Origin of the sequence: Sphingomonas elodea ATCC 31461 (assembly GCF_000226955.1) — a bacterium.
Classification (GTDB): domain Bacteria; phylum Pseudomonadota; class Alphaproteobacteria; order Sphingomonadales; family Sphingomonadaceae; genus Sphingomonas; species Sphingomonas elodea.
Genome location: NZ_AGFU01000025.1, coordinates 105,654 through 124,233, shown reverse-complemented (window position 1 = coordinate 124,233; position 18,580 = coordinate 105,654). Strand labels below are relative to the sequence as shown.

Below are 18,580 nucleotides of genomic sequence, written 5' to 3'. Positions count from 1 at the left end.
TACAAGCACATGGACTCCTTCATCACCTCGGCGACGACCGTGCAGTCCTATGCCGAGACCGGTTACCCCCTCGACTTCCTGTTCCCCGGGCAGAGCGCGAGCACGATGTTCAACGTCATCCGCCCGTTCAACGGCCGGGGCGCGTCGATCCTGGGCGCCGAGCTGACGGTGCAGCAGGAACTGCGCTTCCTGCCCGGGCCGCTCGACCGGATGGGCGTTCAGCTGAACGGCACCTATGCCGACGGGCGGTCCGACGTGGTCTATGCAGGGGTGCCGGTGCGGCTGCCGCTGATGGATCTGTCGCGCTGGGCGGGGAACGCGACGCTCTACTATACCGGCCGCGGCTGGGACGCCCGCCTCGCGCTGGCCTATCGCGATCGGTATCGCGGCGCGATCGGCACGGGCGGCAATGTCGGCGAATGGGTAGCGCCGGCGACCACCCTCGACGCCGCGGCCCATGTCGTCCTTGCCCGGCGTGCCAAGCTGGTGCTCGAAGCGCAGAACCTTACCAACACGCCCGTGATCCAATATACCGATCGCGACGCCCGCCGACTGCTCGCACGAACGCGCAGCGGACGGGTGCTGAGCGCAGGGGTTCGCTATGCCTTTTGACGGCGATGGAGAGACAACAGGGGAGGAATGTCCCCGTTTCGGCGATTCCCGCCTCTACATCAGGGTAACGGCCAGGCCGGTGCGATGCGACTGATGGACGCGGCCGAACTCCTGGCCGGGAATCGGGCGCGCCTCACTGCCTATGTCCGCAAGCGGCTCCGCGATCCGGAGCAGGCAGACGACATCGTGCAGGAGACCTTCATGCGGGTGGTGGAACAGGAGCAGAAGCAGCGGATCGAGCAACCGCTTGCCTACGCCTTTCGCGTGGCGGATTCGATCCTGTTCGCCGGCTCGCGCAAGGGCACCGGCCAGACCGAGCCGCTGGACGCCGACATCGCCTGTGCGCTGCCGCTGCCCGAGGAGGTGCTGGACTATCGCCGGCGGCTCGCGCGGTTCGAGACGAAGCTGGCATCGTTGCCGCCGCTGCGCCGGGACGTGTTCGTGCAACGCCATCTCGACGGCAAGTCGCGCGCCGAGATCGCCGAGGCGCTGGGATTGAGTCTGGAGTCGGTGAAGAAGCATCTGGTGCGCGCGATGATCGATCTGGCCGAATGCGGCGACCTCGATTCGTCCGGGCAGGGGGCGGCGCATGACTGAGCCGACGGCCCTGGAAGTCGCCGCCGACTGGGCGGACCGGATGGACACGCTGGATCCCGCCGAGCGGCGCGCGCTGATCGCCTGGCTCAACGAATCGGGGGCGCATGTCCACGCCTTCTCGCGAATGCACGATCTGTTGCGCGATCCGGCGCTGCTGGAGGTACTGCAGGCCGCGCAGGCGCCTCGGGCGATACCGGCGCTACGCCGGCGGCGGAGCGATTCCCTGCCGCCGCGCCCGGCCCTGCGCCGTCGTCGTGGATTGCAGGTGGCAGCGGTCGCGGCGGGTCTTGCGGCGGCGGTTGCCGTGCCGCTGCTGCTTCGCCAGGCGACGCCGCCCGCGCCGAGCGTGGCGGAGAATAGCGGCTACCTGATCGAGAGCCCCGTGGCGAAGCGATCGATGGTCCGTTTGCGGGACGGCTCGACGATGACGCTCGATGCCGCCTCGGCGGTGCGGGTCGCCTTCGCGCGGCGCGCCCGGCCGGTACAGCTCGAAAAAGGCGCCGCCCGGTTCGAGGTCGCGCATGATCCCAGCCGTCCCTTCTCGGTCCAGGCGGGCCAGGCGCGCTTTACGGCGCTCGGCACCAATTTCAGTGTCGACCAGCTGCCCGGCGGGGTGGAACTGCGCGTGTTCCGCGGACGGGTGCGGGTGGATCAGCCGGGGCGCGCGCCGATCGTGGTGACCGGCGGAGAATGGCTGAGCGTCGGCGCCGCGCCGCTGCGTCCGCAGCGCTTCGATCCCAAGGCGGCGAGCGGGTTGGACGATGCCTGGCTGAGCGCTGACGGGATGCGGCTGGATGCGGCGCTCACGCGCATCGAGCGCTACAGCGCGGTGCCGATCCGTCTCGCCGATCCCACGCTGGGCGGTACCCGGCTGGGGGGGCGGTTCCGACTCGATACGCCGGAGAAGAGCGTTGCGCTGATCGGCGCGCTGGTAGGGATGGAGCCGCATCGAAAGGGGGGTGCGCTCGTGCTGGAGCGCCCGAAGACGCGTTGACAGGGCGTTAACCGCGTCCGGCAAACATTTGGCAAGGCGTGCGTGCGACCCTCTGGCATTGGAGCAGCGCCATGATCGCCACCAACATCGCCCTTTCCGGAGTCCAGGCCAGCGTCGCGCGGCTCAACGTCAGTGCGCAGAACGTCGCCAATGCGAACACGACGGGCGAGACCGCGAAGGCGGTGACGGCGGCGAACGCGATCGGAAAGACGGTCAACCACGCCTATCAGCCGATCGCCATCTACCAGGCCGCGGCCGCTTCGGGCGGGGTGACCGCCAAGCCGGTGCCGGCCGTGCCGGGCACGGGACCGCGCTACGATCCGGAAGCGGAGCAGGCGGACGCCGACGGCAATGTCGAGGCGCCCGAGGTGGATTTCGCGGAAGAGGACGGCGAGCAGCGCAAGGCGCTGTTTTCCTATCGCGCCAATCTTTCGGTGATCCGCACGCAGGACCAGATGATGGGGTCCCTGCTCGATACCAGGGTGTGAGGACCCCGCGGGCAACCCGCGGGATCCTTCAGGGCAGGGCGTCAGGCCAGCGTCAGGCCGACATCGACATTGCCGCGGGTGGCGTTCGAGTAGGGGCAGACCTGGTGCGCCGCGTCGACCAGCTTCTGCGCTTCCTCGCGATCCATGCCCGGCAGGCTGACCTGCAGATCGGCGGTGATGCCGAAGCCGCCTTCCGAACGCGGGCCGATGCCTACGGTTGCGGTGACCGACACGTCGGCCGGAACCTTGATCTTCATGCCGGCGCCCACTGCCTTCAGCGCGCCGATGAAGCAGGCGGAATAGCCCGCCGCGAACAGCTGCTCGGGATTGGTGCCGTCGCCGCCGGCACCGCCCAGTTCCTTCGGGGTCGACAGCTTGACGTCGAGCACGCCGTCTTCCGAACGCGCGCTGCCGTCCCGACCGCCGGTTGCCGTTGCCTTGGTGGTATACTTCACATCGACCGACATGGGATGTTTCCTTTCAGTGATGCGATAAACATTATCGCGATAATGATCAGATAGAGGATGTGCCGGGCCTTGTCCAGAGGATTCGTTATCGCGATATGGGATTTGTCCCGCCACGGTCCGGCGGGGAGGAGTGTTCGACGATGCCTGCCCCGCTCCCGCTCGACGGCCAGCTTTGCTTCTCGCTCTACAGCGCGAGCATGGCGATCACGCGTGTCTACAAGCCGATCCTCGATCGGCTGGGGATCACCTATCCGCAATATCTGGTGCTGCACGCGCTGTGGGAACAGGATGGCCGCACAGTAGGCGCGATCGGCGAGCGGCTGGCGCTGGAATCGAGCACGATCACGCCGCTGGTGAAGCGGCTAGAAGCGGCCGGGCTGGTCACCCGCCGGCGCAATCCGGAGGACGAGCGGCAGGTGCAGGTGTTCCTGACCGACAATGGCCTGAGGATCCGCGAGGAATGCGGCTGCCTGGGCGAGGCGGTGCTGGACAAGACCGATCTGTCGCTCGAACGGCTGGCGGCGCTCAACCGCGAGGCGCAGGCGCTGCGCGACTCGCTGGCGCGCGACTGAGCGCTCCGCAGCAATCCCCGGTTTGCCGCACGGGCCCTTGCGGCTAAGGGGAGACTCCACTCCCCGAACTCTCCTGGAATCCCCGTTTCGATGCTGCGCCTGTCCGGACTTTCCCTGCCCCTCGACCACCCCGCCGAAGCGCTCGCGCCCGCGATCGCCGCGCGGCTGGGCGTGGCGGCGGCGGACGTGCGCGGCTTCACCGTGTTCAAGCGGGGCAATGATGCCCGGCGGCGGAGCGCGATCCTGCTGGTCTATACGGTCGATGTCGATCTGGCGGACGAGGCCGAGGTGCTGGCGCGGCTCGCTGGCGACAAGGACGTGCGGCCGACGCCGGACATGGCCTATCGCCCGCCCTTCCATGCGCCCGAGGGCTGGCAGGGCCTGCGCCCGGTGGTGATCGGCGCGGGGCCGTGCGGGCTGTTCGCCGGGCTTATCCTCGCGCAGATGGGCTTCCGCCCGATCATCCTCGATCGCGGCAAGATCGTGCGCGAGCGGACCAAGGATACCTGGGGCCTGTGGCGCCGCTCCGAGCTCAATCCGGATTCGAACGTCCAGTTCGGCGAGGGCGGGGCGGGGACCTTCTCCGACGGCAAGCTCTATTGCCGGGTCAAGGATCCGCGCTTCCTCGGCCGCAAGGTGCTGGAAGAGTTCGTGAATGCCGGCGCGCCCGACGACATCCTGTGGCAGGCGCATCCGCATATCGGCACCTTCCGGCTGGTGACGATGGTGGAGAGCATGCGTCGCACCATCGAGGAACTGGGCGGCGAGTATCGCTGGCAGACCCGCGTCGACGGGATCGAGCTCGACGGCCAGCGCAAGATCCGCGGCCTGCACCTGCACGACGGCAGCTTTCTGGAAGCCGATCATGTCGTTCTCGCCGTTGGACACAGCGCCCGTCCGACCTTCGAGATGCTCCACCGGATGGGCGTGCATCTGGAGGCCAAGCCCTTCTCGATCGGCGTGCGGATCGAGCATCCGCAGAGCTGGATCGACCAGGCCCGCTTCGGCAACTGCGCCAAGCATCCCGATCTGGGCGCGGCCGCCTATGCGCTGTCGCACCACTGCACCAATGGTCGCACCGTCTACAGCTTCTGCATGTGCCCGGGCGGGCGCGTGGTGGCGGCGACGTCCGAGGAGGGCCGCGTCGTCACCAACGGCATGAGCCAATATTCGCGCGCCGAATTCAACGCCAATTCGGGGCTGGTCGTGGCGATCGACCCGGCGCGGGACTATCCGGGCGGGCCGCTCGCCGGCATCGAACTGCAGCGCAAATGGGAGGACGCCGCCTTCATCGCAGGCGGCTCCAACTACAATGCGCCCGGCCAGCTGGTCGGGGACCTGCTCGCGGGGCGTCCCTCCACGGCGCTGGGGCAGGTGGTGCCGAGCTACAAGCCGGGCGTCACCCCCACCGATCTCTCGGCCTGCCTGCCGGGCTTCGTGATCGAGGCGTTCCGCGAGGCGCTCCCGGTGTTCGGCCGCCAGATCGCCCGCTACGACCATCCCGAGGCGGTGATGACGGGTGTCGAGACGCGCACCTCCTCGCCCTTGCGGATCACGCGCGGGGCGGATTTCCAGAGCCTCAACACCCCGCAGCTGTTCCCGGCAGGCGAGGGCGCGGGTTATGCCGGCGGCATCCTCTCGGCAGCGATCGACGGCATCAAGGTCGCCGAGGCGGTGGCGGCGAGCATGCTCGCCGTACGCTGATCAGGCCGCTTCGCTGAACTGCAGGGCTGCCAGCCGGGCGTAGAGCCCGCCCAGCGCGACCAGTTCGGCATGGGTGCCGGTCTCGACGATGCGGCCGCCGTCCATCACGATGATCCGTCCTGCCGCGCGGACGGTGGCTAGGCGGTGCGCGATCACCAGCGTGGTGCGGCCTTGCATCAGTCGCTCGAGCGCATCCTGCACCAGCTTTTCGCTCTCGGCGTCGAGCGCGCTGGTCGCCTCGTCCAGCAGCAGGATCGGCGAGTCGCGGAGCAGCGCGCGGGCGATGGCAAGCCGCTGGCGCTGGCCGCCGGACAGGCGCGCGCCGCCTTCGCCGAGGAAGGTGTCGAGCCCGTCCGGCAATTCGCGCAGGAACTCGGCGGCATTGGCGGCCTCGGCGGCGGCCCAGATCGCGTCGTCGCTGGCGTTCCAATTGCCGTAGCGCAGATTGTCGCGCGCCGAGGCGGCGAAGATCACCGTTTCCTGCGGCACCATCGCCATGCGGGCGCGCACCTCCGCGGGATCGGCCCTGGGGATGGCGACGCCGTCGATGCGGATCTCGCCCGCTTCGGGATCGTAGAAGCGCTGGAGCAGCTGGAAGAGGGTGGACTTGCCCGCGCCCGAGGGGCCGACCACCGCCACCGTCTCGCCGGGTGCCACGAACAGCGAGAAATCCTGAAGCGCCGAAACTTCGGGGCGCGTGGGATAGCGGAAGGTGACCGCGTCGAACGCGATCGCACCCTCGGCCGGGCTGGGCAGCGCGACCGGGTGGGCGGGCGGGGCGATGTCCGGCTCCTGCTGGAGCAGTTCGGCGAGGCGGCTGGCGGCGCCCGAGGCGCGCAGCAGGTCGCCATAGACCTCGGTCAGCGCGCCGAACGATCCGGTGACGAGACCGGCGGTGATCACGAAGGCGGTGATCGCCCCGCCGGTGATCTGGCCGGCGGCGACGCCCGACACCGCATCCCACATGATCAGCGTGATCGCGGTGAACAGCAGCCCGATGACCAATGCTGTCATCACCGCCCGCAGGGCGAATCGCTTCTGCGCGGCGGCGAAGCTGCGCACCACCGCATCCTGGAAGCGCTGGCTCTCGCGGGGCTCCTGCCCGAAGGCCTGGACGATGCGCATCGCCCCCAGCGTTTCGGAGGCGATCGCGCCGATATCGGCCACGCGGTCCTGGCTGTTGCGCGAATATTGGCGCACCCGCCCGCCCAGCCAGACGATCGGCAGCACGGTGAGCGGCATGCCGACGATCAGATAGGCGGCGATCTTGGGGGCCAGCACGAACAGATAGATCACGCCGCCCACGCCGGTCAGCAGGTTCCGGAGCGCGATCGAGACGGTGGACCCCACCACCTGCTCGACCAGCGCGGTATCCGAGGTGAGTCGCGAGGCGATCTCGGACGGGCGGTTTTCCTCGAACCATTTCGGCGGCAGGCGCAGCAGGTTGCGGTGTACCGCCACGCGCAGGTCCGCCACGGTCCGTTCCGCCACCCAGGAGACAAAGAAGAAGCGCACTGCCGTCGCGATCGAGAGCACCAGGATCACGGCGAGCAGGCCCTGGAAATAGACCCCGATCCGGCTCGTGTCCGCACCGGCGGCGAAGCCGTTGTCGACGATCTGCTTGAACGTGCGCGGAATCCACAGTGTCGCCAGCGACGAGGTGACCAGCGCTATCGAGGCGATGACGATCTGCAACGGATAGCGGCGGGTGAACTGCCAGATGACGAGCAGGCTGCTGAGCTTGCGGCGGGGCGCAGGCGGCGGGGTCGTGTCGGCCATGGTGGAAGCGCGTAGCGCGGTTCGCGGGGCAGGGGAACCACCTGCGGTCGTCTCGGTTCCGCATAGCTACGACATTGCGGCGCACAAGGGGCCCGTCTATATGGGTGGTAAGACAACCCCCGCTGCAGGGATCGGGGCACGGGGAAGGATTATAGATGCTGTACGACGCCTACGAGATTCAGCGTTCCATGCTCGCCGGGGCAAGTGCCTTGGCCAATTTCAGCGCAGGATTGCTCAACAATCCGGCCAATCCCTTCGCCTATTTCGGCGGTGGACCGGTGATGGCTTCGGCGCTGGAGGTGTTCGCGCACGCCTCGGCGCCGCGCGGCAAGCCTGATTTCGCGCTCGACTTCACCGAGATCGACGGCCGCCGCGTCGAGGTCCACGAAGAGATCGTGCTGCGCAAGCCCTTCGGCCAGCTCAAGCGGTTCGTCCGCGAGGGCGTGGAGGGCGGCCCGAAGCTGCTGATCGTGGCGCCGATGTCCGGCCATTATGCCACACTGCTGCGCGGCACGGTGCAGCGGATGCTGCCGGTGGCGGACGTGTACATCACCGACTGGCGCGACGCGAAGCTGGTGCCGACCAGCGAGGGCAAGTTCGACCTCGACGACTATGTCGATTACGTGATCGAGTTCCTTGCCCATATCGGCGCCGAGGGCGATCCGCGGCCGCACATGCTGGCGGTCTGCCAGCCGTCTGTACCCTGCTACGCCGCCGCCGCGCTGATGAGCGCGGACAAGCACCCGAACCGGCCGGCTACGCTGACCATGATGGGCGGCCCGATCGACACCCGCGAAGCGCCCACCGCCGTCAACACGCTGGCGACCGAGCGGCCGTTCAGCTGGTTCGAGCAGAACGTGATCGCCACCGTGCCGATGACCTATGCGGGTGCAGGCCGGAAGGTATATCCCGGCTTCCTGCAGCTTGCCGGGTTCATGACGATGAATCTCGGCAATCACCTCATCTCGCACTGGGAGATGTTCAAGCATCTCGTCCAGGGCGACGACGAGAGCGCCGATTCGACGATGAAGTTTTACGAAGAATATCGCTCGGTCTGCGACATGACCGCGGAATTCTACCTGCAGACGATCTCCACCGTGTTCCAGACGCACGCGCTGCCCAAGGGCGAAATGCTGCATCGCGGCCGCAAGGTCGATCCGGGCGCGATCACCGATATCGGCATCCTCGCGATCGAAGGCGAGCGCGACGATATCTCCGGCATCGGCCAGACCAAGGCGGCGCTGACCATCGCGACCAACCTGCCGGAATCGTTCAAGCAGTACCATCTGGCCGAGGGTGTCGGCCATTACGGTATCTTCAACGGCTCCAAGTGGCGCAACCGGATCGCGCCGGTCGTCGAGCAGTGGATGGCGACGCACGGCGGGTGAGCCCGCGTTAGAAGATAGCAGTTCAGGTCGCCCTCACCCTTCCGGCGCTTCGCGCCTCCCTCCCTCTCCCAATGGGAGAGGGAAGGGGCCCGCCGCCGACGGCGGTGGGAAGGGTGAGGGTGAACGCCCTCAAATCCCCCCTTCGTCCAGGCTGAGCAGCGTCGCGTTGCCGCCCGCGCTGGTCGTGTCCACCGACACCGCCCGCTCGGCGCAGAAGCGGTGCAGATAGTGCGGCCCGCCCGCCTTGGGGCCGGTGCCCGACAGGCCCTCGCCGCCGAACGGCTGCGAGCCCACCACCGCGCCGATCATCGAGCGGTTGATGTAGAGATTGCCCACCCGCGCTTCCGCCTCGACCAGCTCGGCCGAGCGGGCGATGCGGCTGTGCAGGCCCATCGTCAGGCCGAAGCCCTTGGCGTTGACCCGCGCCACCGTCTCGGCAAGCTGGCCCGCCTTCCAGGTGGCGACGTGGAGGATCGGCCCGAACCATTCGCGGGTCAGATCCTCGGGGCGATCGATGCGGATCATCGTCGGCGGCACGAACAGGCCGGTGGCGGGCACCGGCACCGTCTTGATCCACTGGGCCTTGGCGCTGTCGCGATAGGCCATCAGCTTGTCGTACGCCGCCTGGTCGATCACCGGGCCGATATCGGTGCGCGGATCGGCGGGGTCGCCGAGGATCAGCAGCTCCATCGCGCCGCGCAGCATCTCGATCACGCCCTCGGCGATCTCCTCCTGCAGCAGCAGCAGGCGCAGTGCCGAGCAGCGCTGGCCGGCCGAGCGGAAGGCGGAGGTGAGCACGTCGGCCACCACCTGCTCGGGCAGCGCGGTCGAATCGACGATCATCGCGTTGATGCCGCCGGTCTCGGCGATCAGCGGGACCAGCGGGCGATCCTCGCCTTCGAGCAAAGCTGCGGCGATCTTCTTGGCGGTAGGCGTCGATCCGGTGAAGGCCACGCCGGCGATGCGCGGATCGGCGGTGAGCGCGGCGCCCACCTCCGGCCCGCCGGTCACCAGCACCAGCGCATCCTCCGGCACGCCCGCCTGATGCGCGAGGCGCACGGCGACGCGGGCGATCTCGGGCGTCTGCGGCGCGGGCTTGGCGACGACGGCGTTACCCGCGACCAAGGCTGCGGCGGTCTGGCCGAGGAAGATCGCCAGCGGGAAGTTCCACGGGGCGATCGTCGCCCAGACGCCGCGGCCTTCCATGCGCAGTTCGTTGCGCTCGCCCGTCGGCCCGGGAAGGGTGATCGGGGCGAGGCCGGTGCGGGCCTGAAGCGCATAGTAACGGCAGAAATCGGCCGCCTCGCGGACCTCGCCGAGTGCGTCGGGGATGGTCTTGAAGGCTTCCTTGACGGCGAGCGCCATCAGTTCGATGCGGTTTTCTTCGAGCAGATCGGCGAGGCGCTCAAGGGTCGCGGCGCGCGTGGCGAGCGGCGTGGCGGCCCAGCCGGGGAAGGCGGCGGTAGCGCGGTCGATCGCGGCGCGCACGTCGACCGGCGCGGTCGCACCGGCGGCGGGCACGGGCTTTGCCGCGATCGCCATCGCCGTCTCCGCGAGGATCGTCCGCTCGGCGAGATCGATGCCGCCCGAGTTCTTCCACGCGCCGAATAGCTCGACGGGCAGCGGAATGCTCGGGTGGCGCGTGCCGCCCACCGCTGCAATCTTCTCCACCGGATCGGCGAGCAGTTCGGCTTCGCTCAGCTGCTCGTCGGCGAGCTGGTGAACGAAGCTGGAATTCGCCCCATTCTCCAGCAGTCGGCGGACGAGGTACGCCAGCAGATCCCGGTGCCCGCCCACCGGCGCATAGATGCGGCAGTGATAGCCCTGCTCGTTTACCAGCCGCTCGTACAGGCCTTCGCCCATGCCGTGGAGGCGCTGGAACTCGAAGTCGCGGCTGTCGCCGGCCCAGTCGAGGATGGTGGCGACGGTCAGCGCATTGTGGCTGGCGAAGGCGGGCACGATGTTCCGCGCCGCGAGCATGTCGCGCGCGCAGGCGAGGTACGACACGTCGGTCGCCGCCTTGCGGGTGAACAGCGGATAGTCGGACAGGCCCTCCACCTGGGTGCGCTTGATCTCGCTATCCCAATAGGCGCCCTTGACCAGGCGGACATGCATCGGCCGGCCGAGATCGTCGGCCCAGCCGATCACCGCACGCGCGCGCTTGCCATAGGCCTGCACCGCCATGCCGAAGCCGTTCCAGCCCTTGAGCTCGGGCCGCCGCGCGACCGAGGCGATGATGTCGAGGCTCATCTCCAGCCGTTCGCTTTCCTCGGCGTCGACCGTGAGCGGGATGCCCTGCGCCGCCGATTCCGAGGCGAGCTGCGCCAGCATGTCGGTCAGCTCGGGCACGCAGCGGTCGTACTGCGCGACCTCGTAGCGCGGGTGGAGCGCGGAGAGCTTCACCGAGATCGAATGGCCCGCCTTGGGATCACGCCCGACCGCGCGGATCGCCTCGAAATAGGCCTGGAAATAGCGTTCGGCATCGGCCTTGGTGCGCGCGGCCTCGCCCAGCATGTCGAAGCTCGCGGTGAAGCCCTTGTTCTCGGGCTTCTTCATCCGCTTCATCGCCTCGTCGATGGTGCGGCCCATCACGAACACCTCGCCCATCCGCTTCATCGCGGCGCCCACGGCCTGGCGGACGAACGGCTCGCCGGCGCGCGAGATCAGGCGGCGAAGTGCACCCGTCTTCTCGTCACCGACCAGCGCGCGGCCGAGCATCAGGCCCCAGGTCGCCGAGTTGACCAGCACCGAGTTCGACTTGCCCGAATGCGCCTTCCAGTCGGCATCGCCGATCTTGTCGGCGATCAGCAGGTCGGCGGTTTCGGGATCGGGCACGCGCAGGAACGCCTCGGCGAGGCTGAGCAGCGCCACGCCCTCGGACGAGTTCAGCCTGTATTCCTGGAGGAACTGGTTCACCCAGCCGCGGGTCTGCGCCGCGCGCAGGTCCGCCAGCAGCGCCAGCGCGTGATCCATCACCCGTTCGCGCGACTCAGGCGTGAGTCGCGCCCGCTCCAGAAGCGGTTTTAGAACATCGGGTTCGGCCGCACGGTGCAGCTTGGCCATCATTTCGCGGTGGTGTGACGGTACGGCAGTCGGCATTTTCCAGTTTCCGGTCGGCTAAAGCTTGCAGGGAGGCCGGTGGCCCCCTTAGATATGGCGAGCCTATGAAAGATAATTACGCGAGAGGATAGTCTTGGCAGCGACCGTCACCCCGCAGGAGATGGCCGAACGGGTCGGCACCGAGCATGTCTCGGACTGGGTGGAGGTCACCCAGGCGATGATCGACCAGTTCGCGGAAGCGACCGGCGACCACCAGTTCCTCCATGTCGATCCGGTGCGCGCGGCGGAAACGCCGTTCGGCGGCACGATCGCGCATGGTTTCCTCTCGCTGTCGCTGATGCCGATGCTCGCCGCGCGCACCGATGCGCCGGGAATCGAAGGCGCGCGGATGGGTGTGAACTATGGGGGGAACAAGGTCCGGTTCCTGACGCCGGTGCGCTCCGGCAAGCGGGTGCGCGGGCGATTCACGCTGAAGAAGTTCGTCGAGCGGCAACCCGGCGTCTGGGAACAGGTGCAGGACTATCGGCTCGAGATCGAGGGCGAGGAGAAGCCGGCGGTGATCGCCGAGTGGATCGCGCTGGTCTATGTTTGAGGTTCAAAAAGCCCCTCCCCTTCAGGGGAGGGGTTGGGGTGGGGGATGACCGATCCGCCAGCCCGTCGCTGTTAAAAGTGCCCCACCCCAAACCCCTCCCCTGAAGGGGAGGGGCTTTAGAAATCAGAAGAGAGGAACCCCAATGCGCTCCGCAGTCATCGTTTCCACCGCCCGCACGGGCATCGGCCGGGCCTATCGCGGGGCGTTCAACGCCACCCCGGCGCCGACGCTGGGCGCGCACGCGATCCGCGCCGCGGTCGAGCGGGCAGGCATCGAGCCGGGTCAGGTCGACGACGTGGTGTTCGGCGCCGCGCTCCAGCAGGGCAGCCAGGCGCCCAACATCGCCCGCCTCGCGCTGCTCCGCGCCGGCCTGCCGGTGGACGTGCCGGGCATGTCGATCGACCGCCAGTGCGCGTCGGGCCTGATGGCGATCGCGACGGCGGCCAAGCAGATCGTCGTCGACAATATGGACATCACCCTGGGCGGCGGCGTGGAATCGATCAGCATCGTGCAGACCCCGCAGATGCGCGTCGAGCCCGATCGCGAGCTGATCGCGCTGCATAACGACACGTACATGCCGATGCTCCAGACCGCCGAGGTGGTCGCCGCGCGCTACGGCATCGGCCGCGATGCGTGCGACGCCTACGCGTTCCAGTCGCAGCAGCGCACCGCTGCCGCACAGGCCGCGGGCAAGTTCGATGACGAGATCGTGCCCGTCACCGCGACGATGAATGTCGTCAACAAGGAGACGAAGGAGGTCTCGCAGAAAGAGATCACCCTCGCCAAGGACGAGGGCAATCGACCCGAAACGACGCTGGAGGGCCTGCAGGCGCTCCAGCCGGTGGTGCCGAACGGCACCGTCACTGCAGGCAATGCCAGCCAGCTGTCGGACGGCTCGTCGGCCTGCGTGCTGATGGAGGAGAAGCTCGCCTCGCAGCGCGGCCTTACCCCGCTCGGCCGCTATGTCGGCATGGCGGTGGCCGGCACCAAGCCTGACGAGATGGGCATCGGCCCGGTCTATGCCATCCCCAAGCTGCTCGAGCGCTTCAACCTGAAGATGGACGATATCGGTCTTTGGGAGCTCAACGAGGCGTTCGCGGTGCAGGTGCTCTATTGCCGCGACACGCTGGGCATTCCCAATGAGCTGCTCAACGTCAACGGCGGCGCGATTTCGATCGGCCATCCGTACGGCATGTCGGGCGCGCGGATGACCGGCCATGCGCTGATCGAAGGCAAGCGCCGCGGTGCCAAGTACGTCGTCGTCACCATGTGCATCGGCGGCGGCATGGGCGCAGCGGGTCTGTTCGAAGTCCTCTGACCCGGCGTTTGAAAATGGGATCCGTCCCGTTTTCGGCGATCCTCTAAGGGGTTGACCGGAGGGTGTCGTGCGCGGCACCCTCCATCCCATGACAGCAGCCAGCTATAGCGATGGCGTCTCGCTGCGGAGCGGCCTCCGCGCCATCGGCCAGAGCTTCGTGTTCCGCGGTCGTTCGACCCGCAGCGAACTGACCAGCGCCCTGATCCTGATCGCGCTCGGCGAAGTGGCGCTGTTCCTCGCCTTTCACTTCCTGCATCCGCCGACCGCGCTCAACGTTCCCCTGTTCCGCCGCCGCGTGGCACTGGAGGAGGCGCTGGCGCTGGCGCTGTTCGTGCCGCTGATCGGGCTGATCGTGCGGCGGCTCCACGATGTCGGCCTGCCGGCTCTACCGGGCCTGTTGCTGGCCGCGATCGGCATCGCCGGCGACCTGGATCGTACCCAGGTGGCGATCGGCGTATATCCCGGCGTGCCGATGCTGCCGACGGCGGGTCATGTGGCGCTCGCGATCCTTGTCATCGGCCTCTACTGGTCGCCTGCGATCGGTGCTAACCGCTTCGGCATGGACCCGCGAACCGCCTGAATTTGCAAGGCAAACGATGCCAATGCGCGTTTCATCATTGCTCCGTTAAGGATTGTTGGCGATACCCCTCCGCCGAGCCCGGAAGAACCGGCCGGACGCAGGAGAGAGGACGCACATGCAAGAGGGCGTGGCCCTGGTGGCCGATATCGGTCGCCAATCGGTCCGGTTCGGCCTGACCGGTGGCCCAGAAGGGGCCGAGCCGCGGTCGATCAAGCGCTTCTCCAACAGCGATCACCAGACCTTTACCGGCGCACTGGTCACCTACCTGGCGGATGTCGGCCTCCGCGACGCGCGGCTGCCGAGCGTGCTGGCCGTGGCCGGGGCGGTGCGCGGCGACCTGGTCAACCTGACCGGCAGCCGCTGGTATATCTCGCTTGCCGGCGTGGAAGCGGTGCTGCGCGAGAAGCCGGTGGCGCTCAACGAATGTGCCGCCAACGCGCTGGCGCTCACCCGGCTTCCGCCGACAGCGTTTACCGCGCTGCCCGGACCTGCCGCCCGCCCGATCTCGCCCGGCGGCAACTATGCGGTGATCGGCGTCGGCACCGGGCTGGGCGTCGCCGCGCTGATCAGCGCCGATGGCCGTCACGTGCCCGTGCAGAGCGAGGCGGGGCATATCGGCTTCGCGCCCCAGACCGGCGACGAGGAGCGGTTTGCCGCTTATTGCAAGGGCAGGGGCGGGGTGGTGGAGGTCGAGACGCTGCTCAGTGCCAACGGGCTGCTGCTCGCCTATGAGGCGCTGTCCGGCGGCCAGCGGCTTCCTTCGCCCGAGGACGTTACCCGCAACATCGGTCGCGATCCCGTCTGCACCGCCGTGGTGCGGATGTTCGTGGAGCATCTCGGCGCGTTCGTCGGCGATCTGGCGCTCACCTTCGATGCATGGGACGGGGTGTTCCTGACCGGCGCCATCGCGAGGGCGCTGGAGGCCCAGCTCAAACAGCCGGGTTTCCGGCGGCGGATGGAGGCGCGGACCGCCTTTCGCCGTCAGCTCGCGGAAACGCCCGTCGCGCTGGTCAATCGCAGCGACCTGGAACTGATCGGCGCGGCCGCTGCGATCCGGAACGCCTGAGCGGACCTGCACGTTACCCGGCTGAACCAACACCGGGAGACGATCATGGCCGATACGGTCGAACTGAAGAAGCATTTCTGGTCCAAGCTGGCGTCCAGCCCCTTCCTGATGGTCGGCCTGCAGGACGGGCAGCACAGCGAACCGCTTACCGCGCAGCTCGACGAGGATCAGGTCGACACGATCTTCTTCTTCATCGGCAAGGACAATCGCATGGCCAAGGGTGGCCCGGCAATGCTCCAGTTCGTTTCGAAGGGGCATGACTTCTTCGCCTGCCTGGCGGGCACGGCGCGGATCGACAACGACTTCGCGATGATCGACAAGCTGTGGAACAACCAGGTCGAGGCCTGGTTTCCCGGCGGCAAATCGGATCCGAACCTTGCCCTGCTCCGCATCGACATCGACGATGCAGAGATGTGGGAGACCGACATGTCCGTCACCGGCAAGCTGAAGATGCTGTTCGGCGGCAAGATCAAGTCGGACGAGGCCGGCAGTCACGCCAAGGTGGAAACCACCGCCGAGCGTTGAGCCGAGATTGACCATGCGGCGCGGGTGGGCGATCCAGGGACATGGGTCCCTCGCTCGCACACCGCGTCCGCACCGAGGCGCATGCCGTATGGCTCGCCATTCGCGATCCGCGCACGCCGCTGGCGGCGCGGATCGTTGGTCTTCTGGTGGCCGCCTATGCGCTGTCGCCGATCGACCTGATCCCCGATTTCGTGCCGGTATTGGGGCTGGTGGACGACGCCATCCTGATTCCGCTCGGCGTCTGGCTGTTCGAGCGGCTGATCCCTCCCGAACAATTCGCCGAACATCGCGCCGCCGCCGAGGACGCGAGCCACCGGCCGGTGAGCTGGGGCGGGATCGCGATCGTGCTGGGGGTGTGGGCGCTGCTGGCGTGGCTGGTCTGGGGCTGGCTGGTGACGAAATATGATTGAGGGGCGGTGGCCTTCGCCCAGCTTCGTCATTCCGACGAATGCCGGAGTCCATTGGGGTCTGCGGATCGGCTTCAGCCGTGACTTGGTGGCGAATGGATCCCGGCTTTCGCCGGGATGACGGTCGAGGTGAGGGCGCTACCCCTCACCTCTCCCCCTCTTCCTTGTCCATCCGCACCACCGGCTGCACGTCCGGATAGGGCATGATGATCCGCCCGTCGGGCGCGGCGGTGTAGCTGGTCTGGGTCGGGTAGGGGATGCTGATCCCTTCTTCCGCCAGCTTGCGGACGATGCCGACCAGGATGCGGTCGCGCGTCGGGTGGCCGACGTCCCAGCTGCCGGTGTGGATCTCGGCGATCAGCTCATAGTCGATCGAGCTCGCGCCGAACCCGGTAAAGCCGTTGCGCACCGCGGTGGCGCCATTCGCCTCGACGATCGCCCGGAAGATTTCCGGCAGCCGCTCGAGCTTCTCCGGCGGCGTCTCGTACGCCACGCCGATCTTGAACGGCAGGCGGATGCGGGTGCGATCGGTGAGGTTCTGCAGTTCCTTGTCGAGCAGTTGGCGGTTCGAGATGATGTGCATCTCGCCGTCGAACGAGCGGACGCGGGTGGATTTCAGGCCGATGCCCTCCACCGTGCCGCTGGTCTGGTCGAACTTGATGTTGTCGCCGACGCGGAAGGGGCGGTCGAACAGGATCGACAGCGCCGCTATCAGGTCGCCGAAGATGCCCTGCGCCGCCAGACCGATGGCGATGCCGCCGACGCCGAGACCGGCGATCAGGCCGGTGACGTTCACGCCGACATTGCTGAGCACCATCACCAGCGCGATCGCGAACAGCGCGATCGAGATGAGCAGGCGGATGATGCCGACCGCGCTCGCCAGGCTCTCGCTGGGGCTGTCGCCGCGGGTGCGGTGCTCGATCAGGCCGAAGATCACCTCGCGGACCCAGATCGCCGCCTGGAACGCGGCGGCGACGGTGAACAGGAAGGTGATGGTCTTGTCGAGCAGCACCGGCGTCTGGGCATAGTTCACCACCAGCCGGATCGCGGTCATCAGGATGAAGAAATTGCCCGTCCGCGCGACGGTGCGGCCGAGGATCGTGTACCAGTTGGTGCCGCCGCCCTCGCTGTTGCGGCACAGCCGCATGCCCCAGGACCGCAGCGTGTGGAGCAGCAGCACGATGCCGATCGCGATGCCGGTCGCGATCAGGATGCTCAGCCAGTGCTCGCTGATCCATTCGGGCGTATCGCCGACGAAGCTCGCGACCTGGCGCTGGAAATGGGTGGAGTTTGCGTTGGTGGAGATCAGCATCTTTTCTCGTCAGGCTGCCTTGGCGGGCTGTTCGGCCGGATCGGTCTCCAGGAAGACGATCAGGCCGCGTTCGTATCGGTCGAGGTACTGCGTGGTGCGGGGCAGGCGCAACCCGGCGCGGAACAGCGCCTGGGCAGCCTTGTCGCGCGCCAGCTCGATCAGGCGGGGATGGACATAGGATTTGCGGGCGATGGCAGGCGTGTTGCCCAGCGCTTCGGTGACGGGTTCCAGCAGCGTCTTGAGGCCGATCGGCTCGGGCGACTGTGCCAGCGTGCGATAGGCGATCACGCTCGCCCCCCAGGTACGGAAATGCTTGGCGCTGAAATGCGCGCCCATCGCGTCGCGGATATAGGCGTTGACGTCGCTCGACGTGACTGCGTGCGCCGCGCCGGCATCGTCGATCCAGCGGAACAGGTGCTGGCCGGGCAGATCCTGGCAGCGCTTCACAAAGCGGCTTAGCGACCTGTCCGAAACGGTCATCACCCGCAGCTTGCCCGACTTGGCGCGGAACTGGAGCTTGAGCGTGCCGCCGGCCACCTTCACGTGGCGCTTGCGCAGCGTCGTGGCGCCGAAGCTCTTGTTTTCCTGCGCATAATGCTCGTTGCCGACTCGGATCGAGCCGAGGTCCAGCAAACGGACGACCGCGGCCACCGCCTTGTCCTTGCACAGCCCGCGGAGCCGCAGGTCCGCTTCCACCTGGCGGCGCAGGCGGGGCAGGCGCTCGCCGAACATCCCGCAGCGATCATATTTCGCTGCCTCCTGCGCCTCGCGGAAGCCGGTATGGTAGCGATATTGCTTGCGGCCGCGCGCGTCATAGCCGGTCGCCTGGATATGGCCGTTCGGGTCCGGGCAGAACCAGGCATTCTCGTACGCAGGCGGCAGGCCGATGGCATTGAGCCGGTCGATCTCGTCGCGGTCGGTGATGCGGGTGCCTTCCGCATCGAAATAGCCCCAGCCGTGGCGAATCTTGCGGCGAGTGATGCCGGGTGCCTGATCCTCGACATAGACGATGTCGGCGCTGTCCATTCCAACTCCTTGGCCAGAGCCAGGGCAAATGCGCCGCGACGACAAACTGTTCCGGAACCACCGCCATGGCCGGCGGGTTGGCGCGGCATCTTG

Annotated in this window: 17 protein-coding genes and 1 pseudogene; 13 read left to right on the top strand and 5 right to left on the bottom strand. The window is 67.8% G+C overall.

All coding sequences use genetic code 11. The annotated features are described in order from the left end of the window. The 4 genes and pseudogenes from KK7_RS22870 to KK7_RS0108925 all read left to right on the top strand — a co-directional run. Positions 1 to 612: pseudogene (locus tag KK7_RS22870) on the top strand (TonB-dependent receptor); the annotation flags it as partial. 84 nt (positions 613 to 696) lie between these two features. Continuing rightward, entirely contained in the window at positions 697 to 1,209 is a 513-nt protein-coding gene (locus KK7_RS0108935) for an RNA polymerase sigma factor (RefSeq protein ID WP_010544302.1), read from the top strand. After that, positions 1,202 to 2,203, top strand: coding sequence for a FecR family protein (locus KK7_RS20440; RefSeq protein ID WP_010544301.1), 1,002 nt, complete (start codon positions 1,202 to 1,204; stop codon positions 2,201 to 2,203). The genes KK7_RS0108935 and KK7_RS20440 overlap by 8 nt, the downstream gene beginning before the upstream one ends. Before the next feature lie 71 nt (positions 2,204 to 2,274). Then, entirely contained in the window at positions 2,275 to 2,691 is a 417-nt protein-coding gene (locus tag KK7_RS0108925) for a flagellar basal body rod protein FlgC (RefSeq protein ID WP_010544300.1), read from the top strand. A 41-nt stretch (positions 2,692 to 2,732) separates the two neighbouring features. Here the strand turns inward: KK7_RS0108925 and KK7_RS0108920 are convergent, their stop codons facing one another. Next, positions 2,733 to 3,158, bottom strand: a complete 426-nt coding sequence (locus tag KK7_RS0108920) for an organic hydroperoxide resistance protein (RefSeq protein WP_010544299.1) — start codon at positions 3,156 to 3,158, stop codon at positions 2,733 to 2,735. Between the two features lie 140 nt (positions 3,159 to 3,298). Between KK7_RS0108920 and KK7_RS0108915 the strand changes: the two genes are divergently transcribed. Then, entirely contained in the window at positions 3,299 to 3,730 is a 432-nt protein-coding gene (locus tag KK7_RS0108915; protein ID WP_010544298.1) for a MarR family winged helix-turn-helix transcriptional regulator, read from the top strand. Positions 3,731 to 3,820: 90 nt separating this feature from the next. Then, positions 3,821 to 5,434 (top strand): NAD(P)/FAD-dependent oxidoreductase, encoded by a 1,614-nt coding sequence (locus KK7_RS0108910; protein ID WP_010544297.1) that lies wholly within the window; start codon positions 3,821 to 3,823, stop codon positions 5,432 to 5,434. On the opposite strand, the gene KK7_RS0108905 is transcribed toward KK7_RS0108910, so the two are convergent. Beyond that, positions 5,435 to 7,213: an ABC transporter transmembrane domain-containing protein gene (locus tag KK7_RS0108905; protein ID WP_010544296.1), complete on the bottom strand. Its 1,779-nt coding sequence runs from the start codon at positions 7,211 to 7,213 to the stop codon at positions 5,435 to 5,437. It abuts the gene before it with no gap. 155 nt (positions 7,214 to 7,368) lie between these two features. Between KK7_RS0108905 and KK7_RS0108900 the strand changes: the two genes are divergently transcribed. Beyond that, positions 7,369 to 8,601, top strand: coding sequence for a polyhydroxyalkanoate depolymerase (locus KK7_RS0108900; protein WP_010544295.1), 1,233 nt, complete (start codon positions 7,369 to 7,371; stop codon positions 8,599 to 8,601). Between the two features lie 129 nt (positions 8,602 to 8,730). Here the strand turns inward: KK7_RS0108900 and KK7_RS0108895 are convergent, their stop codons facing one another. Next, positions 8,731 to 11,664, bottom strand: coding sequence for an L-glutamate gamma-semialdehyde dehydrogenase (locus KK7_RS0108895; RefSeq protein WP_083836068.1), 2,934 nt, complete (start codon positions 11,662 to 11,664; stop codon positions 8,731 to 8,733). A 130-nt stretch (positions 11,665 to 11,794) separates the two neighbouring features. Here KK7_RS0108895 and KK7_RS0108890 point away from each other — a divergent pair, with 130 nt between their 5' ends. The 6 genes from KK7_RS0108890 (at position 11,795) to KK7_RS0108865 (ending at position 16,152) form a co-directional block, all read left to right on the top strand. Then, the gene (locus tag KK7_RS0108890; protein WP_010544293.1) at positions 11,795 to 12,253 is read left to right on the top strand and encodes a MaoC family dehydratase; all 459 of its coding nucleotides are present in this window, start codon (positions 11,795 to 11,797) and stop codon (positions 12,251 to 12,253) included. A 142-nt stretch (positions 12,254 to 12,395) separates the two neighbouring features. After that, the gene (locus tag KK7_RS0108885) at positions 12,396 to 13,571 is read left to right on the top strand and encodes an acetyl-CoA C-acyltransferase (RefSeq protein ID WP_010544292.1); all 1,176 of its coding nucleotides are present in this window, start codon (positions 12,396 to 12,398) and stop codon (positions 13,569 to 13,571) included. A gap of 88 nt (positions 13,572 to 13,659) precedes the next feature. Next, positions 13,660 to 14,151, top strand: coding sequence for a DUF805 domain-containing protein (locus KK7_RS0108880; protein WP_040598143.1), 492 nt, complete (start codon positions 13,660 to 13,662; stop codon positions 14,149 to 14,151). 115 nt (positions 14,152 to 14,266) lie between these two features. Beyond that, on the top strand, positions 14,267 to 15,217 hold the full coding sequence (locus KK7_RS0108875) for a glucokinase (protein WP_010544290.1): 951 nt from the start codon (positions 14,267 to 14,269) through the stop codon (positions 15,215 to 15,217). Positions 15,218 to 15,262: 45 nt separating this feature from the next. Further along, positions 15,263 to 15,742, top strand: a complete 480-nt coding sequence (locus tag KK7_RS0108870; RefSeq protein ID WP_010544289.1) for a pyridoxamine 5'-phosphate oxidase family protein — start codon at positions 15,263 to 15,265, stop codon at positions 15,740 to 15,742. A 41-nt stretch (positions 15,743 to 15,783) separates the two neighbouring features. Continuing rightward, positions 15,784 to 16,152, top strand: coding sequence for a YkvA family protein (locus tag KK7_RS0108865; RefSeq protein WP_010544288.1), 369 nt, complete (start codon positions 15,784 to 15,786; stop codon positions 16,150 to 16,152). 142 nt (positions 16,153 to 16,294) lie between these two features. Here KK7_RS0108865 and KK7_RS0108860 read toward each other — a convergent pair whose 3' ends face one another. Continuing rightward, positions 16,295 to 17,461 carry a mechanosensitive ion channel family protein gene (locus KK7_RS0108860; RefSeq protein ID WP_010544287.1) on the bottom strand — a complete coding sequence of 389 codons (1,167 nt, stop codon included), beginning with the start codon at positions 17,459 to 17,461 and terminating at the stop codon, positions 16,295 to 16,297. 9 nt (positions 17,462 to 17,470) lie between these two features. Then, complete coding sequence (locus tag KK7_RS0108855; protein ID WP_010544286.1) at positions 17,471 to 18,487, bottom strand: DNA topoisomerase IB; 1,017 nt, start codon at positions 18,485 to 18,487, stop codon at positions 17,471 to 17,473. Positions 18,488 to 18,580 lie beyond the last annotated feature (93 nt).

Coding starts and splice junctions, on each gene's coding strand:
- KK7_RS0108905 (WP_010544296.1), bottom strand. CDS start 7,213: ATGGCCGACACGACCCCGCCGCCTGCGCCCCGCCGCAAGCTCAGCAGC.
- KK7_RS0108935 (WP_010544302.1), top strand. CDS start 697: ATGCGACTGATGGACGCGGCCGAACTCCTGGCCGGGAATCGGGCGCGC.
- KK7_RS0108855 (WP_010544286.1), bottom strand. CDS start 18,487: ATGGACAGCGCCGACATCGTCTATGTCGAGGATCAGGCACCCGGCATC.
- KK7_RS0108895 (WP_083836068.1), bottom strand. CDS start 11,664: ATGGCCAAGCTGCACCGTGCGGCCGAACCCGATGTTCTAAAACCGCTT.
- KK7_RS0108910 (WP_010544297.1), top strand. CDS start 3,821: ATGCTGCGCCTGTCCGGACTTTCCCTGCCCCTCGACCACCCCGCCGAA.
- KK7_RS0108925 (WP_010544300.1), top strand. CDS start 2,275: ATGATCGCCACCAACATCGCCCTTTCCGGAGTCCAGGCCAGCGTCGCG.
- KK7_RS0108915 (WP_010544298.1), top strand. CDS start 3,299: ATGCCTGCCCCGCTCCCGCTCGACGGCCAGCTTTGCTTCTCGCTCTAC.
- KK7_RS0108880 (WP_040598143.1), top strand. CDS start 13,660: ATGACAGCAGCCAGCTATAGCGATGGCGTCTCGCTGCGGAGCGGCCTC.
- KK7_RS0108920 (WP_010544299.1), bottom strand. CDS start 3,158: ATGTCGGTCGATGTGAAGTATACCACCAAGGCAACGGCAACCGGCGGT.
- KK7_RS0108865 (WP_010544288.1), top strand. CDS start 15,784: ATGGGTCCCTCGCTCGCACACCGCGTCCGCACCGAGGCGCATGCCGTA.
- KK7_RS20440 (WP_010544301.1), top strand. CDS start 1,202: ATGACTGAGCCGACGGCCCTGGAAGTCGCCGCCGACTGGGCGGACCGG.
- KK7_RS0108860 (WP_010544287.1), bottom strand. CDS start 17,461: ATGCTGATCTCCACCAACGCAAACTCCACCCATTTCCAGCGCCAGGTC.
- KK7_RS0108875 (WP_010544290.1), top strand. CDS start 14,267: ATGCAAGAGGGCGTGGCCCTGGTGGCCGATATCGGTCGCCAATCGGTC.
- KK7_RS0108885 (WP_010544292.1), top strand. CDS start 12,396: ATGCGCTCCGCAGTCATCGTTTCCACCGCCCGCACGGGCATCGGCCGG.
- KK7_RS0108870 (WP_010544289.1), top strand. CDS start 15,263: ATGGCCGATACGGTCGAACTGAAGAAGCATTTCTGGTCCAAGCTGGCG.
- KK7_RS0108900 (WP_010544295.1), top strand. CDS start 7,369: ATGCTGTACGACGCCTACGAGATTCAGCGTTCCATGCTCGCCGGGGCA.